Below are 16,515 nucleotides of genomic sequence, written 5' to 3'. Positions count from 1 at the left end.
TCACAGCTCTATAAACAACAAAAAAGCCGCATGGTTGCGGCTTTTTTAGTATATATAAATATCGTTTGTTATTTAATTTCTATATAGTAACTTGCCTTAAATTCCTCTCCAGGATCAAGCTTATTACCATACTCACGCTCTGAAATATCTCCGGAAAATCCCACTCTGTCGCACCTTCCATACCAGGGTTCGATGCAGACAAATGGCGCATGTTTGCCAACTGGTGACCACACACCTACAAGAGGAGTATCAAAGCTTACCTTTACAAAGGCATTTCCTCTTCCATCTACAATACTTATTGTATCTATCTGCTTATGCTCTATTACAAGGGCATCCTCAGCAAACAGTTCATCGCTCATTCCAAGGATTCCGCCGATCAGTGAGAACTCTTTTGTCCTGTCTGAAAGACATCCGCTTCCGTCCTGAGCTACCACGTTGGTGCGGATGGCACTTGGGGCCTCACCTTCCTTTTCAAGCTTAAGTACGTCATTATCCATGTCGCACAGGAACGCTGGATGGGCACCAATTGAGAAGAAAGACGTCTCGCTATCTGTATTAGTAACCTTCCAGATAACCTGGATCTCTTTTCCCGTAAGCTTGTATCCACAGCGAAGCTCAAAGGCAAATGGGTACTTCTCATGAGTCTCTGGAGCGTCGACAAGCTTAAACTCTATGCTGTCTGAAGTCTCTTCCACAAGCTCGAAATCCATATCTCTGGCAAAGCCGTGCTGGCCCATACTGTAAGTCTTGCCCTTATATCTTGATTCCTTGCCATAATAGCAGCCTACAACCGGGAAAAGAACTGGTGATGTCCTGCCCCAATACGCAGGATCCGCCTGCCAAAGGTACTCTCTTCCATCATAATTCCTGGTAATGGACTTAAGCTCTGCGCCGTGATCCGAGATCTTTACTGTGATTTCCTCGTTTTTAAGCTCATAGATCATGTTCGTTACCTCCAGATCCAAGATGCGATTTACGTGCCATACAATAATTGTACCACGTTTATGACCACTTTCTGCCCTGTTGTGCTATACTTTTCTCTAGAATTATTGACCAGTAAAGGAGCTTTTCACTATGAAAAAGATAAATCTCAAGAAATATACTGATTTTATTGTAAAAGAGACTACTGACCTTCTTAACATCGATTCCCCTACAGGCTACACAGAAGAGGCCTGCGCATGGGTAAAAAAGGAGTTCGAGAGCCTCGGCTTTAAGGCTCACATCACCAATAAGGGCGGCGTAGTTGTTGATCTTACAGGCAAAAACAAGAAAGATGGTCTTCTTTTAGAGGCACACACAGATACTCTTGGCGGAATGGTTGCTACCATCAAGTCTAACGGAAGACTTCAGCTTACAAACCTTGGTGGAATGAACCCAAATAACGCAGAGACAGAGAATGTCCGCGTCGTTACCAAGTTTGATGGCATCTACGAGGGAACTTTCCAGCTCAACAACGCTTCTATCCATGTAAATGGCGACTATAACGATACAAAGCGCACCTGGGAAAACTGTGAAGTTGTTCTTGATGAGGATGTAAAGACAAAAGAAGATACAGAGAAGCTTGGCATCTCAGTAGGCGATGTTGTCTGCTTTGAGCCAAATGTAAGAGTAACTAAGAGCGGATACATCAAATCCCGCTTCCTTGACGATAAGCTCAGCGTTGGAATCCTTCTTGGCCTTGCCAAGTACATCAAGGACAACAAGATTACTCCAAAGCGCGCTCTTTACGCTCATATCACTGTTTTTGAAGAGGTTGGCCACGGCGGATGCGGAAACGTTCCAGAAGGCTGTACAGAAGCCATTTCTGTCGACATGGGCTGCGTAGGTGAAGGTCTTACCTGCACAGAAAAGCAGGTATCTATCTGCGCCAAGGACAGTGGCGGCCCTTACAGCTATCCTATAGTCCAGGGCCTTATCAAGGCTGCCAAAGACAGCGGCGCTGACTACGCTGTAGATATCTATCCTCACTACGGAAGTGACGTAGAAGCTACTCTAGGCGCTGGAAACGACCTCAAGCACGGCCTTATCGGCGCTGGTGTTTATGCTTCCCATGGATATGAAAGAAGCCATAAGGACGGTGCTGAGAACGTCTTACGGCTTCTGATCGCTTATGCTTTATGATATTTAGCTGACTACCTTTTGCTTAATTTCAGTGTAATCATTTACATTTTGTTTCTTTATTTCAAAACAGGTAATTATAGCTGGAAAATCTATTCCAATCGCTACTGGCCTATGATATAACTATCTCTGGTGAAAATATTTGAGGGAGAGAGGGTTTACCAAATGGCTAACGAATCAAACGGAAATGTATTATTATCACAGGCTGAGATCGATAAGCTCATCCAGCAGCTGGAGAAAGAAAAGGAAGAGAAATAATCAGCTATTCTGGTCGTTGTTATTATCGTATCTGCTGACATAATCAGGTCTGTTATCCATAATGAGCGCTGCTATCAGATAAAAGATAGCTCCGCTTCCACCTGATAAAGCAAAAATGACCCAGATGATTCTAACGATAAGAGGATCAATTCCAAAGTACTCGGCAACACCGCCGCATACTCCAAAGATTTTTCTGTCGTTACTTCTGTACAACTTTTTATTCATATCACTAACCTCCATATAACTTTGAAAACTCAACTGCTTTATATATTGACAGTATACTTCAGGTATTTAAAGTGTTACATGACTATTTCAGAGTTTTTGGGAGGTTATTTTTCTTTTTACGGAAAAATAATTTATTCCCTGGCCATCTTGGACTCAAGCTTGTTCTGATACATCAGTGTATCCGCTCTCTTAAATACATCATCCATTGAAACATCATTTTCTTCGTCAAATATGGCCATTCCAGTGGCTGCAGAGTATCTGTCCCAGGGTTCTCTGTCTTCGTCGATAGATGACGCCTCAAAGGATGCCCTGAGGGCCGTAAGAAGCTGATCCTTGTGGTCATAATCCTGATTTTCCAAAAGAACTACAAACTCATCGCCGCCAATCCTGAAAACAGGAGAATGACTGTAAATTATACAGATCTGATGGCAGGCGCCGGAGATATACTCATCTCCGTGCTCATGACCATAAGTATCATTGACCTTCTTTAGGTTATTAAGATCGATCATGAGGATGGCAAACTTTGCCTTTCCGTTTATGATATCTTCATCAACTCTGGCCTTGGTCTTGTCGTACCAGGCCTTGTTCTTAACGTGAGTTAAGGCATCCTGATAAGCCACAGTATCCATTTGGATCACCTGGCTCTTCATGTCTTCCACCTGTCCCTCGGCATCTAAAATGCTCTTTACGTAAGCTCTCATGTCGCTGGACATCTGTGCCACAGCGTTTGAAAGGGACTCAACTTCATTGTGGGTCATGATATGTGGATCATCATAGGAAAGCTTGTCTGGATCCTTTTGCTCGTGACTTCTCTCAGCAAAAGAGACTACGCTCTTCTCAAGCTTGGTTATAGGCTCTGTGATGTTCCTGTTAGCCCATGCAATGAAGAAAAGAATAAACAAAAATCCCAGAATGACGATGAGGACTACGTTTACGATCATATACTCGCGAATGGTACTTCTAAGATCAGAAACCTCGATATCTACGCATAAAAGAGCAAATTTCTCCCCTCTTGCATTGATAAGGGGCTTAACTCCAGTGTAGTCATATCCCCAGTCACTAAAGTCCTTAAAGAAGGTTATCCCCTCACTTTCCATGGCATCCATGTAGAGCTTAAGGTACTGAGGCTCGTAGCCATCCTCGATCATGTAATTTAAGGTCAGTCCGTCAGGATCTGTCTGTCTTCCCAGATGAGTATCCGCAGATAGGATATTCATCATAACTGTGGGGGTCTCGGCGCTTATAGGGCGGACGATATAGAGGAAATGAATGTCGAAATCATCCATAATGCTGTCCATAAAGTCCATCAGCTCCGCGTACTTCTCTGACTCAACGCCTGTATCCACGCAGTTTGAAAGGTCCTCAATATCCATATGGCTCTCCACATACTCGATGATATCGGTCATACGAAGCTCATATGCATGATAAAGAGACCTTGTGTAACTGGTGTAAGTTAAGATACTTAGGACCAGACACAAGAAGATAAAGAAGATAGCGCTGCTGATAAAAATACTCTTTTTTAGAGGCCTTTTATTGACAGACATTCAGTTCCCTTTCCTGATCAAATCAAAGAAGTGTCTCTGCTCTGTGCTCTATGTTCTGTTTAAAGTTGATTACATCGTGGTCATACTCTTCATCCATAAATGTTGAATGGATGAGGAAATCTGCTGTAGCTTTGTTGTTTGCAAAAGGTATATCGTACACCTGAGCTATTCTCATAAGAGCCTTTACATCAGGGTCATGAGGCGCTGCTGTAAGAGGATCTGAGAAGAAGATTACGAAGTCGATCTTTCCTTCTACGATCTTGGCTCCGATCTGCTGATCTCCACCAAGAGGACCTGAGTTATAGCCGCGAACAGGAAGATCTGTAGCATCTGTGATCATCCTTGCTGTAGTGCCTGTTCCGCATAAAAAGTGCTTCTTTAATACTTCTGCATTGTCCTTGCACCAGTTTATAAGCTCAGCTTTCTTGCCATCGTGGGCAATAAGCGCGATGTTTTTCTGCTTTTTAATGGTTAGTGTGATTGTTTCTGACATTTATGCCTCCTTGATCAGTAATTAATTATTGTCATTTATTATCTGGAGCTCTTTCTCAACTCCAGCAAGATGCTCCTGGCACTTTGTAGCAAGGATCGTACCTTCATTATAAAGCTTTATTGAGTCGTCGAGGGAAATATCCTTGGCTGAAAGCTTCTTGTTTATCTCTTCAAGTTGTGTCAAAGCCTCATCTATGTTAAATTCCTGATTCTCTGCCATTTTATGCTCCTTTAATCTGATATTTTCTCTGTTCCTGTAACTGTAGTATTGATCTGACCGTCGTGGATCCTGATGGTTACAGGATCGCCCTTTTTGACGTCATCAACGCTAACTACAGGCTTATCTTCCGTTGTGATATATCCAAAGCCCCTGACAAGCTTGGCTGTAGGTGAAAGACCGTGAAGCTCTGTAATAAGGACCTTGCAGCGGTTCTTTTTAACTTCGTAGATCACAAGAATCTTTTGCCTTAGCCCATCTGAGAGAACTGATAACTTCTCTTTTCTTTCTTTTAACAGCCGCACAGGGTCATGGCCTTCAAGCTTGGCCTTCTGGGTCTGTAAAAGGAGCTTTCTCTCGTTTAGGCGGCTTCTCATGTTGTCGGATATTCCCTTACGAAGCTGCTCAAGGTGATGGATAGTTGTCATGATATCCGGAACCGCTTCCTCTGCCGCTTCTGAAGGGGTTGCTGCCCTTTTATCTGAAACATAATCTATAAGGGACCAGTTGCCCTCATGTCCAACAGCTGAAATAATGGGGGTTTTAGCCTCATAAACAGCTCTAGCCAGGGATTCGTCGTTATAAGCGATAAGCTCTTCGTCTGATCCTCCGCCTCGTCCCACGATAATGGTATCAAGCCCCATATCGTCCAGCACCTTGATACCCTGAAGGATGGTACTTACAGCGTTTACGCCCTGTACATTTACGTGGTACAAAACAAGCTGAATGTAGGGATTTCTCTTTTTCGCAACCTTCTCAATGTCGTTTCTGGCCTGCCCGTTCTTGGAGGTTACAATACCCACCTGCTTTGGGAATTTGGGTATAGGCTTTTTATGCTCAGGAGCAAAAAGACCTTCTGCCTCAAGCTTGGCTTTAAGCTCTAAATACTTAAGATTGGCCTCTCCAGCGCCAATATCGGCGATCTGGCGAACTATAAGGTTAGTTTTTCCGCTTTTTTCTGAATAGTTAAGGCTTCCCGCTATGGCAACCTGTTTGCCGGCTTCAAGCTCGAATTTAAGGGCAGTCGCAGCGGTGCTTCTCCACAATATGCAGGATAAAAGAGATTTCTCATCCTTGATGTGGAAGTAGTAATTGCCAGCATTTGGGCCTTTGTAGTTGGTGACTTCTCCCTTAACAAGGATGTTTCTGAAGGCCGGATTCATCTCGAACTGGTCTGTGATCAGGTAGTTGATCTCAGAAACGGTCTTGTATTTGGCGTATGGATCGTCTGGAGAAGACTCTTTTCCGGTATCTGATGACTTCGAGGCGAGAGAAGATGGCGTTTTAGCCATATCTGCGCCGGCTTCTACTGTCCCATCCTCCGGGCCATCGTACCAGCGCTTAAGCTCGTCAGTTAAGGCGTTGCAGTACCAGTACTTGCCTTCCCAGTTCCACTTAGCGCCAAGGGCCTTAGCCTCATCCTTTTCTCTAAAGGGAACGTTTAATCTATAACTCAATGTAGTACTCCGTCTTATTTAATCTGATTATATTATAATATTTTCCCAGTCTATTTTCTCGTCCTTGTAGTAGTATTCTCTGTCGTGCTCTGATACTTCCCTTAAAACCCTGCATGGGTTGCCAACAGCTACTACATTATCCGGAATATCCTTGGTTACTACGCTTCCAGCGCCTATTATGGCGTTCTTACCAATAGTGACACCAGGAACGATAACAGTGTTAGCACCGATCCAGGTATTTTCTCCAATGTGAACGTCCTTGTTGTACTGAAGGGCCTTAGCGCGAAGCTCAGCGTTTATCGGATGATTGGCTGTGGCAATAGTTACATTTGGTCCAAACATTACCATGTCGCCAATGTAGATATGTCCATCATCAACCAGTGTAAGGTTGTAGTTTGCATAGATATTTGAGCCAAAATGAACGTGATGTCCGCCCCAGTTGGCTCTAAGTGGCAACTCAATGTAGCAGTTATCGCCGCACTCAGCAAAAACTTCCTTCATGTATTTCTCTTTTCCCTCAATATCAGAGGGTTTAAGCTTATTAAGTTCCCAGAGCTTGTCCTGATATGGAAGCTGCTTAGCCATGATCTCAGGATCTCCCGGGTCATAAATAAGGCCTTTTACCATTCTTTCGTACTGTGTCATTGTTGTAACTCCCCGAAATATTTTAATTCTTATACGCTTCTATTATACGAAAAATAAGGCGACCTGCCTATGCAAGCCGCCCTACCTTTACATTATTTATTTAATCTCGTCTGTGGTTCCGTCTTTCTTAACCACCTCAAGTCTGCAGCCAAGTCCAAATGCTGCAACTGATCCAGCGATCAGTGCCCAGGGTGCTGCTGCAAGACCAAGTATTCCGCCAACAATCCCTACGTTAACTGGAACACTGAAAACTACCTCGTCACCCTTCTTAATCTGAATTCTGTCAACGTTTCCGTCTTCAACCTTCTTTTTGAGCTTATCCATCATATCCTTGATCTCTTCGCTGACATCCTTTGTGTCTGGCTGAATAAGCTTGATAGCTGCATCAACGTCGCCATCTGTCTTAACCAGGGCTTCCTTTGCTGCCTTAAATTCAACGCCTGTCTGCTCCATTACCTTTTCTACTGCTTCTAATGTGATTTCCATGATGTTTGTCCCCTTTCTTTAGTTAAGCATGTGCAAGTAAGCTAAATAAACCTGCCACCAACAATATTGGAAGCGCTACATATACCAGACCTCCCACTGCCAAACCGATCAGGATGGCTGGAAGGAATACCAGGTACATCACGATCTTGAAGATGCCCCAGCTGGCTCTTAACGCAAAACCAATCATTTTCCAGAATATTACGAAAAACATTATAGTAAACAGGAATGATAACATGATCCTCACCATCCTTTCTTTAATTAACCATTGTTATCAGTTCTTTGTTGATATTGTCATTATATATAAGCAAGGATCAGGAATACATGATAAAAAGAGCAAAAAATAAGACTGATTTCTCTCTTTTTAGAGAAAAATCAGTCCGTTTATCATTTTTATATATCAGCCTGCGTCTCTTAAGGCTTCCTCAAAAGTATCGCTGAGCTTCTGAAGCTCAAGCATGTGCTCGATCCTCTTTTTGATATTGATGATTGCATAGAACAGTGCTCCGCAGATCACCAGTGCTACAAGAGCGATTCCAAATTCAAAGAAATCTGTTCCAAAGAATAATTCTCTGATGGCATTGGATGCATTAAATAGTACTGCCATAAGTCCCAGATATTCGATTCCTTTAAGAATAACTGTATTTCTTATTGGAAAAACTAACATTGAAGTCATAAGAAGTGAAGTTGCTGAGCAGATTACAAATGCGATTCCATTATACATAGTGTTCACCATTGTACTTGATACTCTCAAGCCCCTTGTCTCAAAATAAGCAATACCACTTATGCTACCGATCAGCATTGCTACACCGATTACCAGTGCTGACATGCCCAAAAGCAAAAATCCAAGTGTGATATCATCGATTCCTCTTAATCTAACAATTTTCCCCTGCATGATTTTTTCCCCTAAATTCATCTCAATCGTTTTCGTTATCTTATAAATAATTATACGGTTCATAATTATAAAATGGATAAACTCACTATTAAAAAACAGGAAAGAAAAACGGAAGAATTGATGAAGAGAAACAAAAAAGGTGCAGAAACCATGCGGTTTCTACACCTCTTCACAAATTCAAACCCTGATAAACACTGGTGTTTATCTCAGCAATATGTGCCCTTATCAATAACATCGCCGGAGAAAAGACTCTTATCGACTGTCTTAGATTTCTTTTCAACATGAACAAGATTAGTTCTTGTTTTCTTAGTATTCTTGTCAATAGTCTTCGCCAACTTCTTCTTGGTCTTATCGGAATAAACAAGATTGTTCACTTCTTCCATACCGCCAGCTACTGACTCAAGAGCATCATCATCAAGTATGTTATTGTTGATATCCTTTTCTGATCCCATCGCCTTATACCTCCTTAATATTGGTCTCTGACTCTTTATACGAATATCTTAAATTTGTGGCAATGAAAATTTTCTTATGTACTGATTATACAAAAAATCGTAAGATGTATCTATATTTTATATGTTTTGAGGTAAATGAATTTGAGTAACACACAACTATATGAGACCGGAAGTGATAAGAAGAGACGCGCTGTCCTCGTGGGAGCTAGAACCGGACGGACCAGTGAAGAAGAGTTCGAAGTAGGAATGTATGAACTTAAGGGCCTTGCAAAGGCCTGCGATATAGAGCCAGTAATGAATGCCACTCAGAACCTTGTGGCAGAGGACGCAGCAACCTACATAGGTTCCGGTAAAATCGAAGAAATAAAGGCTGTAATAGAGATGTACGACATCGATACAGCCATATTTAACAATACTCTGTCCCCTTCACAGCTTGCAAACCTGTCAAAAGCCCTTGATGTTGAGGTAATTGACCGCACAGGTCTTATTCTCAATATCTTTGCAGAAAGGGCTAAGACCAAGGAAGCAAGGCTTCAGGTAGACTATGCCCAGCTTAAATACATGCTCCCAAGGCTTGTGGGACTTAGAGCCAACCTCTCAAGACAGGGAGGAACTGGCGGATCCTTGTCCAACAAGGGTTCTGGTGAGAAGCAGATCGAGCTGGACAGACGTAAGATTGAGAAGGAAATGGCCTTTTTAAGGCGTGAGCTTGAAGATGTTGAAAAGACAAGGCAGTTGCAGCGTGGAAGACGCTCATCAGCTGGAATCCCCTTAGTTGCCCTTGTTGGCTATACAAACGCCGGTAAATCCACCCTTATGAACAGGCTGATCGACGATTATGGAACAGATTCCGGTCAGAAGGTATTTGTTGAGGATATGCTATTTGCAACCCTTGACACCACTGTCAGAAAGCTTGAAACAACCAGTGGCAGAGCCTTTCTTCTTTCTGACACAGTTGGCTTCATCAATGATCTTCCCACTGACCTGGTCAATGCCTTCCACTCCACTCTCGAAGAAGCCCTTTACGCCGACCTTATCGTGGAAGTGATAGATTCGTCAGATGAAAACCATATGATGCATTCCGAGGTTACAGCAAGGACTCTGCAGCAGCTTGGAGCTGGGAATATCCCCAGGATCACGGTTATGAACAAGGCTGAAAGGCTTGAAAACGTTGAGATTCCTCTGGTCCGCGGCGATAAGATATTTATCTCAGCCAAGAGCGGGATTGGAATAAGAGAGCTTGTAAATCTCATAGAAAAGAAGCTTAACGAATCCCTAAGGCGCTGTACCTTAAAGATCCCATATGATAAATCCGGCATTGAAAGTCAGATAAGAAACAGCTCCCAGGTGGTATCTGTAGCCTACGAAGGCGACGGTATCACAATGGAAGCCTATCTCACATCAGAAAACTATGGTAGATACAGTGAATATATCGAATGATATAAGCCCCCGTCAGGGGGCTTTTTTTGAGCAAAAAAAGAGGACTGAATATCAGTCCTCCTGAAGACGCTGTACCATGTCCCATAAAGTCTCAGCACTGTTGAAATTCTCTGGGATGATCTCTGATGCAGGGATTGAAATGTCGTACTCATCGTTAAGTGCGCTTATGATCTGAAGAATATCGAAGGAATCAAGGATTCCATCATCAATAAGCTTGTCCTCTGTCTCAAAATCCACATCATCCTTGATCTCTGCAAGGATATTTAAAAGCTCTTCCATTAAATAAATCTCCTTAAATTCTGGTTTTAATTAGTTCTTGTTCTGACAGTTAAGGCCGCTGCTCTCAGTAAAGTCTCTTGCCATGACTACGCTGCCATCTTCTTTTGCAAGAAGGATCCTTGGCATTGTCCTACTAAGGAACAGGTAAATTCCCTCTGTTACAGAATAAGCTCCGATGTCACAGAATGCAAGTATATCCCCAATTTTTAAATCCTGCAACTTAATTTGTCTGACCAGCACATCTGCAGTGGTGCAAAGACTTCCGCAGAGGGCATAATCAGCACTTCCATCCTCAGAAATGCCTGTTACATCTGCGCCTCCAAAGAAGCTATCTATCTGATCCCCGGCGCCATCCGCCGTATCTCTGTCAATCTTCTTAATTACTGGTATCTTCATGCCCATAACCTGGCCAAGATATGTCACATGGTTCATTCCACCGTCGATAATGCAGTAGTTTGTGCTCTCGTTGGACTTAATGTCCATGACCTTTGTTAAGTAATAGCCGCACTCTGAGGTAAAAAATCTGCCCATTTCGATGGTGAGCTCGCACCAGGTGGCTGTTTCCTTGAGAGCTTCAGAAAGCTCTTTTACAGGGGCTAAAGTATCAGAAAAATCCTCATTTTCAAAGTATGGAACAGGAAGGCCCGGGCCGTACTCTAACTTCTTAAGTCTTACGCCATAGGTGCTCTCTATCTCATTATAGAGGTCCTTTAGCATCAAAAGTTCCTTCTTTTGCTGTTCAAGCTTTTTGCGCTGAGTGCCGACAAAATAGTGGATACCGACTATCTCTATATTCGAAAGGTCAGCTCTTTTCTCAATTGCCTTAAGAAGATCGCTCTTAGACATGCCAAACTGGCTTCCGGCGTTGAGCCTAAGAAGCACAGGAAGAATCTTCCCAAGGCGTTTTCCCTCGTTTTGGAGAAGCACAACATGCTTAAGGGATTCGGCGGTATAAATGCCAGCGCCGTATTCTGCAGCGTCTCGAACGTCAACTTCTGTCTTGTTAACTCCGGAATACACGATCCTGCCTGGCTCTACTGAGAGCTTCTTACAGATATCAAGCTCTCCCGGGCTGCAAACCTCCAGCTTTTCTGTGACATCAAGCATTGCTGGGATAAGAAATGGATTGGCCTTTATGCTGAAGCATAGAGAAACACTATCTCCAACAATCTCCTTGATGGCGCGAGCCCTGTCTTTTAGGGCCTTCTCGTCAAAAAGAAATGCCGGAGTTCCATATTTACTTGCAATTTCCTTAAGGTTATCAGTTGTCATAGATTCTTCCATTCTTTTAACAGATAGGTTCTGTCGATCTTACCGTTCTTGTTTATTGGCATCTCGTCAAGTTGCTTGACCGTTGATGGCACCATGTATGGAGGAAGGTCCTCCTTAAGCCCACTTAGGAGCTCTTTTTTGTCCTTGTCACCTGTGTAGAACAGGATAAGTTTCTTTTTATCTTGCTCATAGATACAGCAGGCTCTTGTAACGCCCTCTACAGCCATTGCGCCAACCTCGATCTCACCAAGCTCGATCCTGTGGCCCATGTGCTTGATCTGGAAGTCTTTTCTGGAAACATAGTAGAGAATGCCCTTTTCATCGTACCTTCCGATATCGCCAGTCCTGTACATCATCTCCTGGAACAGGTTGTTGAGAGGATTCTGCATAAATGCCGCGTCGGTCTTGTCCTTGTCGCCGTAGTAGCCAAGAGCAAGACTTGTGCCTGTAACACAGATCTCGCCTTCTTTTCCAGGATCTGTAACAAGCTTGTCCTCATCATCAAGAAGGAACACGCTCTCGTTAGGGAATGGGATTCCAGCTGGAATAACCTCATTTTCCTCGTAATCCCTGTCTAAAACGTGGTATGTGCAGTTGCAGGTAATCTCAGTTGGTCCATAGAGATTAACATATGTAGCATCGGAAAAGAACTTTTTCCAGTGATTTAAGTGCTTAACAGGCATAACTTCGCCTGAGAACATGATCATTCTGATATCCTCAGGACATCTGTACTCAAGGCCGTTCATGATGGAAACAAAGCACATGGCGCTGACAGCCCAGACAATAACTGTAACCTTCTGGTCAGCAAGATAGTCCATAAGAGTCATTGGATTGCTAAAGTACTCTCTAGGAATAAGGGCTATCCTTGCTCCGGACATAAGTCCTGAATAAACGTCCTTAACTGATACGTCAAAGTCAAAGGGCGCCTGGTTTCCAAGCACGTCGCCTTCTTCGATTCCAAATATATCAACAAAATAGCCGATAAACTCAAGCACAGACCTGTGGCATACTGTAACGCCCTTTGGTACTCCTGTGCTTCCGCTGGTAAAGTTAACATAAAGCGGGTCAATATCCTGTGAAAGGTCCCTTATAGCTCCAAGCTTATCCTCATCAACAGGAAGATCTCCCATTTTCCCGATAAGGTCGTCAAGAAGGATCAGCTCAGTGCCTTCCGGAAGCGACAGCTCTTTTGCCTTATCAAACATGGATGCGTCAGTGAACACAACCCTTGGTTTAAGAGTATTTAAGATGCTCTCTGCCCTTGCAGCTGGCTGCCTTACATCAAGAAATGAGTAAAAGCCCCCTGCGTAAACTGCGCCAAACATGCCAACGAGCGCATCACAGCTCTTTTCCATGTAGAATGAAACAGGGCTCCTCCTCACAATCTTATCTGCCAGGAAAGTGCCTATTTTTCTGGAAAAGAGATACAGCTCTCCGAAGGTTATCTCTTTCCCCGGATCTGTAAATGCCACCTTGTCCTTATTCAGAATTGCCTGACCTTCGATGAGGTCAAGAACGCTGTTACAATAACTCATTTTTAGTTCCCTTCATATGCTGGAAGGTCGTAAAACATCTCAGTTACGTCCTCTCCCGCCTCATATTTATTGACCATAATACCAAGGGCTCTGGAGAACTGCTCTGTTCCCGCATTGTTAAGGTGCCCGTTGTCTCTGTATATCTCAAGGTTAAATACATCCACATACTCTTCTTTGGCCAGGGTGTAATCGTAAAACTCATATCCATAGCCTGAGAGCAGCGCTTTTACAGTATCTGTGTAGTCTCTGTAGCTGTCCAGCCTGTATACGGACAGGGCCTGGGTCGTTGGAAATGCAATGACAAAGAGCTCAACGTCATTTGCCTTGCATAGCTTTGCTATATCCTCAAGGGTATCAAGATTATCCTGTCTGACATTTATGTAGTACAGGTCGTCAACCTCGTTGTTCCACGCTACTACGCTTGTAAGATCTAAAAAGTGCCTGCCTTCGCCGTACATCTCATCGGATCCGTAGTGTCCGTTCTCATCCCTGTGGTCAGTCATATCAAGGATCTGGCTCTGAAGCTTCTCCCTGATGTTATTTGGGATATTGCTTACGCGGTCGTAGGTCCATGGGAAATAGTATAAAACAGAGGATGGAGTCCCGATAAAGTCCTTAGATGTCACGAAATTCGCTCCAGCCTTAACTCTTGCCGCTGGGGAAAGCGTATCACTAAGGTTCCTTACAAAGCAGGCTTCAGCCCTGAAGTTGTCCTGCCTGTTCATCTCCATGATCTCCGGATCTATGCCAACTATAGCCTTTGTTATGCCGCCACGCTCTATAGCCTCTTTTAGCGCTATATAGGAGCTTTGAATGGACTGCATGTTGGTTCCCATGTTGTAGGATTTAAGGCCAGTCTCAGCGTCCACCAGTGCTGGATCTATGTCGCAGAGACAAAATGAAGTGCCGGTATAGACCATATCGATCTGTCCCTTATTAGCAAAGCCTCTCCACATCTCGCTTCCAGAGCCACTAAATGGTCTGAGGGCAAAGGACATTCCAAGGTTGATCACTATAAACAATATAAGGAAGCACAGGAAGGCTCCATATTTCTTAAAAATTCGCATATAGGAAACCTCCTGTTGAAGTTGTAAATACGAAAGAAACAAGGATCATAAGCGCCAGGAACACCCAGGATATGCCCACCTTGGCCTGACTTCCGTATCTCTCATATATATCTGACTCAGGATTGCGCTCTTTCCACAGGCTGACCACAAAGATAACTATGGTTCCTACAAGCGCTATGCCCATTCCGCCAAGGACGTACATGGGCTTAACAGTATCTGAGTTGAGGCACACGTTTTTAAAGCTGAACAGGAACTCATCCCCATGAAAATGGAAAAGAGTCCTTCCAAAGCATGCCATACACTGGGCCATATCCTCGATCCTGTCAAAGTACCAGCCAATGTTTACGATGATAAATGTCCTTATAACCCTGAAAACATGCATTCCCTTGCTCTTTACAGGGATGTGTAATATCTCTGAAAGACGTCCAAAGGAAGGCTCTAAAATATCGCTAAGAGCGATGATAATTCCGTTATAAAGTCCCCACCATACATAGTGCATGTCAGCTCCGTGCCACACACCAACAAGGAAGAACACCAGAATATTGGCTATTCCAGCTGGAAGCACCCTTCCAAAGTGCTTGCCAAGGTGCTTACTGCACCACTTTCCAAAGTTCTGCATGGGTTTAAGAAGCGCAAATGGATAGAAAACGTAGTCTCTCATCCACGCGCCAAGGGAAATATGCCATCTTCTCCAGAAATCTCCAAGAGATACAGCAAAATATGGCTGTCTAAAGTTTGGCATCATCTCAAGGTCAAAGAGCTGTGCAACACCAAGAACAATGTCTATTCCGCCGGAAAAGTCCGCGTACTGCTGAACTGAGTACAGAAGGATTCCGCAGACCACCAAAGATCCAGGGATCGTATCTGCCGGCGAATCAAATATCCTTGCAATGCTGTCTGTAAGCATGTTGGCAACAGCGTACTTCTTCATTAGACCAAAGAGGATTAAGATGATAGCTCTTTTTGCCCTCTCTCCTGACCATGTATGCTCCTTGCCAAACTGAACTCCCAGCTTGTCATAGCGGTTAATCGGGCCCTGAATAAGCTGTGGAAAGAAGGAGACAAACAAAAGGAACCGGAAAAAGCTCTTTTCCGCCTCGTACTTCTCACCGTGGATATCTACGATGTATGAAGTTGCCTGGAAGGTGTAAAAAGAAATTCCAAGTGGCACCAAAAGTCCCTGGCCCCACGATCCCATGACGCGGAAGTACTTCATAAACGCCAGCACTCCGAAGTTAAGGATCAGCACCAGGAACAATACAAGTCTTTTCTTATTCTGATATCTGGTCTTAAGAGCTTTCTTGGCTTCGCGGCTCTCTGCAGCCTTTTTCTCCTCCGCAAAAGAAGCCTTGTACTTATCAAGGACAAGGGCTCCGTACCAGACTGTAAATGCTGTAAACAGGATAAAAATGATATTCTGCCTGCCAACCAGAAGGTAGAATACCAGGTTTGCCACAAGCAGAACCTTCCACTGATGAAGCCTTGGAAGCTTATAATATAAAACTAAAGAAATTGCTGTAAAAGCAATATATCCTAAGGATAAAAAATCCATATCCCTCTATCACTCCTGACCAGGCTTCTTTTTAAGGTTCTTCCTTGCATTGTACTTGTCAACGTTGATTGATCCGTTAGCAAGCATCTGCTCTGACCACAGCTGCAGCGTCTCTACTGCAATTGAGATCTTCTCAAGCTCGTTCTGGATGTCCACGAAATCGTCGATTTCAGCGTCGTCAATAACACCATCAGCCGCAATATTGATGAACCTGCGCTGCTGGTCCTGAACTGTATTAAGTGAATCCACAGTGTTGAGCACTATCTGGGACAGGTCCTGCATCTTGATCTCAGGAACGTACCTCTTTCCGATAGGACACTGATTGGAACAGTAGTAGTTGCAAAGCTCCGGGGACTTATACTTGTCCGCCATGATCATGATCTCGTCAGGATGTGGAGATACTCTCTCGTTCTCGATCTTCTCTATTCTCTCAGGTGGAATGGACTCAAGTAAGTCGCTGGCCTGATCTCTGGTGAGTTTGAGCTCCTCCCTCCTCTTAAAATATGGATTCTTATTCTCTTTATTCGATACCTTTGGCATAAAACCGCCCTCCCTTTACAGAAAGATTATAACAGAAAATCGCC

18 protein-coding genes are annotated in these 16,515 nt (G+C 43.7%); 2 read left to right on the top strand and 16 right to left on the bottom strand.

Annotated elements, in window-relative coordinates; all coding sequences use genetic code 11:
- Positions 1 to 68: 68 nt before the first annotated feature.
- The gene (locus D6855_RS10315) at positions 69 to 944 is read right to left on the bottom strand and encodes an aldose 1-epimerase family protein (protein WP_120740706.1); all 876 of its coding nucleotides are present in this window, start codon (positions 942 to 944) and stop codon (positions 69 to 71) included.
- A gap of 130 nt (positions 945 to 1,074) precedes the next feature.
- On the opposite strand from D6855_RS10315, the gene D6855_RS10310 reads away from it, so the two are divergent.
- The gene (locus D6855_RS10310; RefSeq protein WP_120740704.1) at positions 1,075 to 2,121 is read left to right on the top strand and encodes a M42 family metallopeptidase; all 1,047 of its coding nucleotides are present in this window, start codon (positions 1,075 to 1,077) and stop codon (positions 2,119 to 2,121) included.
- A 255-nt stretch (positions 2,122 to 2,376) separates the two neighbouring features.
- Here D6855_RS10310 and D6855_RS10305 read toward each other — a convergent pair whose 3' ends face one another.
- The 9 genes from D6855_RS10305 to D6855_RS10260 form a co-directional block, all read right to left on the bottom strand.
- Positions 2,377 to 2,601, bottom strand: coding sequence for a PspC domain-containing protein (locus D6855_RS10305; RefSeq protein ID WP_120740702.1), 225 nt, complete (start codon positions 2,599 to 2,601; stop codon positions 2,377 to 2,379).
- Between the two features lie 131 nt (positions 2,602 to 2,732).
- Positions 2,733 to 4,145, bottom strand: a complete 1,413-nt coding sequence (locus tag D6855_RS10300) for a GGDEF domain-containing protein (RefSeq protein ID WP_120740700.1) — start codon at positions 4,143 to 4,145, stop codon at positions 2,733 to 2,735.
- A gap of 22 nt (positions 4,146 to 4,167) precedes the next feature.
- Positions 4,168 to 4,638, bottom strand: a complete 471-nt coding sequence (locus D6855_RS10295) for a methylglyoxal synthase (RefSeq protein WP_120740698.1) — start codon at positions 4,636 to 4,638, stop codon at positions 4,168 to 4,170.
- Positions 4,639 to 4,659: 21 nt separating this feature from the next.
- Entirely contained in the window at positions 4,660 to 4,857 is a 198-nt protein-coding gene (gene xseB / locus D6855_RS10290) for an exodeoxyribonuclease VII small subunit (RefSeq protein WP_120740696.1), read from the bottom strand.
- 11 nt (positions 4,858 to 4,868) lie between these two features.
- The gene (xseA, locus tag D6855_RS10285) at positions 4,869 to 6,311 is read right to left on the bottom strand and encodes an exodeoxyribonuclease VII large subunit (RefSeq protein WP_120740694.1); all 1,443 of its coding nucleotides are present in this window, start codon (positions 6,309 to 6,311) and stop codon (positions 4,869 to 4,871) included.
- A 27-nt stretch (positions 6,312 to 6,338) separates the two neighbouring features.
- Entirely contained in the window at positions 6,339 to 6,956 is a 618-nt protein-coding gene (locus tag D6855_RS10280; RefSeq protein WP_120740692.1) for a sugar O-acetyltransferase, read from the bottom strand.
- A 96-nt stretch (positions 6,957 to 7,052) separates the two neighbouring features.
- Entirely contained in the window at positions 7,053 to 7,442 is a 390-nt protein-coding gene (locus D6855_RS10275) for a DUF4342 domain-containing protein (RefSeq protein WP_120740690.1), read from the bottom strand.
- Positions 7,443 to 7,839: 397 nt separating this feature from the next.
- Positions 7,840 to 8,334: a hypothetical protein gene (locus tag D6855_RS10265; RefSeq protein WP_120740686.1), complete on the bottom strand. Its 495-nt coding sequence runs from the start codon at positions 8,332 to 8,334 to the stop codon at positions 7,840 to 7,842.
- 206 nt (positions 8,335 to 8,540) lie between these two features.
- A complete protein-coding gene (locus D6855_RS10260; protein ID WP_120740682.1) occupies positions 8,541 to 8,786 on the bottom strand; it encodes a hypothetical protein in 246 nt (81 codons plus the stop codon).
- A 135-nt stretch (positions 8,787 to 8,921) separates the two neighbouring features.
- Between D6855_RS10260 and hflX the strand changes: the two genes are divergently transcribed.
- The gene (gene hflX, locus D6855_RS10255) at positions 8,922 to 10,226 is read left to right on the top strand and encodes a GTPase HflX (protein ID WP_120740680.1); all 1,305 of its coding nucleotides are present in this window, start codon (positions 8,922 to 8,924) and stop codon (positions 10,224 to 10,226) included.
- Positions 10,227 to 10,277: 51 nt separating this feature from the next.
- Here the strand turns inward: hflX and D6855_RS10250 are convergent, their stop codons facing one another.
- Genes D6855_RS10250 through D6855_RS10225 form a run of 6 tightly spaced genes read right to left on the bottom strand, consistent with a single transcriptional unit; the run spans position 10,278 to position 16,471 of the window.
- Positions 10,278 to 10,505, bottom strand: a complete 228-nt coding sequence (locus D6855_RS10250; RefSeq protein WP_120740678.1) for an acyl carrier protein — start codon at positions 10,503 to 10,505, stop codon at positions 10,278 to 10,280.
- A gap of 30 nt (positions 10,506 to 10,535) precedes the next feature.
- Positions 10,536 to 11,777, bottom strand: coding sequence for a diaminopimelate decarboxylase family protein (locus D6855_RS10245; protein ID WP_120740676.1), 1,242 nt, complete (start codon positions 11,775 to 11,777; stop codon positions 10,536 to 10,538).
- A complete protein-coding gene (locus tag D6855_RS10240) occupies positions 11,774 to 13,312 on the bottom strand; it encodes an amino acid adenylation domain-containing protein (RefSeq protein WP_120740674.1) in 1,539 nt (512 codons plus the stop codon). The genes D6855_RS10245 and D6855_RS10240 overlap by 4 nt, the downstream gene beginning before the upstream one ends.
- Positions 13,313 to 13,314: 2 nt before the next feature.
- The gene (locus tag D6855_RS10235) at positions 13,315 to 14,379 is read right to left on the bottom strand and encodes a hypothetical protein (protein ID WP_120740672.1); all 1,065 of its coding nucleotides are present in this window, start codon (positions 14,377 to 14,379) and stop codon (positions 13,315 to 13,317) included.
- A complete protein-coding gene (locus tag D6855_RS10230) occupies positions 14,366 to 15,931 on the bottom strand; it encodes an MBOAT family O-acyltransferase (protein WP_120740670.1) in 1,566 nt (521 codons plus the stop codon). Before D6855_RS10230 ends, D6855_RS10235 begins: the two co-directional genes overlap by 14 nt.
- Positions 15,932 to 15,940: 9 nt before the next feature.
- The gene (locus tag D6855_RS10225) at positions 15,941 to 16,471 is read right to left on the bottom strand and encodes a helix-turn-helix domain-containing protein (RefSeq protein ID WP_199712436.1); all 531 of its coding nucleotides are present in this window, start codon (positions 16,469 to 16,471) and stop codon (positions 15,941 to 15,943) included.
- Positions 16,472 to 16,515: the final 44 nt, after the last annotated feature.

This window comes from Butyrivibrio sp. CB08 (assembly GCF_003625485.1).
Lineage (GTDB): Bacteria > Bacillota > Clostridia > Lachnospirales > Lachnospiraceae > Butyrivibrio.
This window is presented reverse-complemented; position numbering and strand designations above follow the sequence as displayed.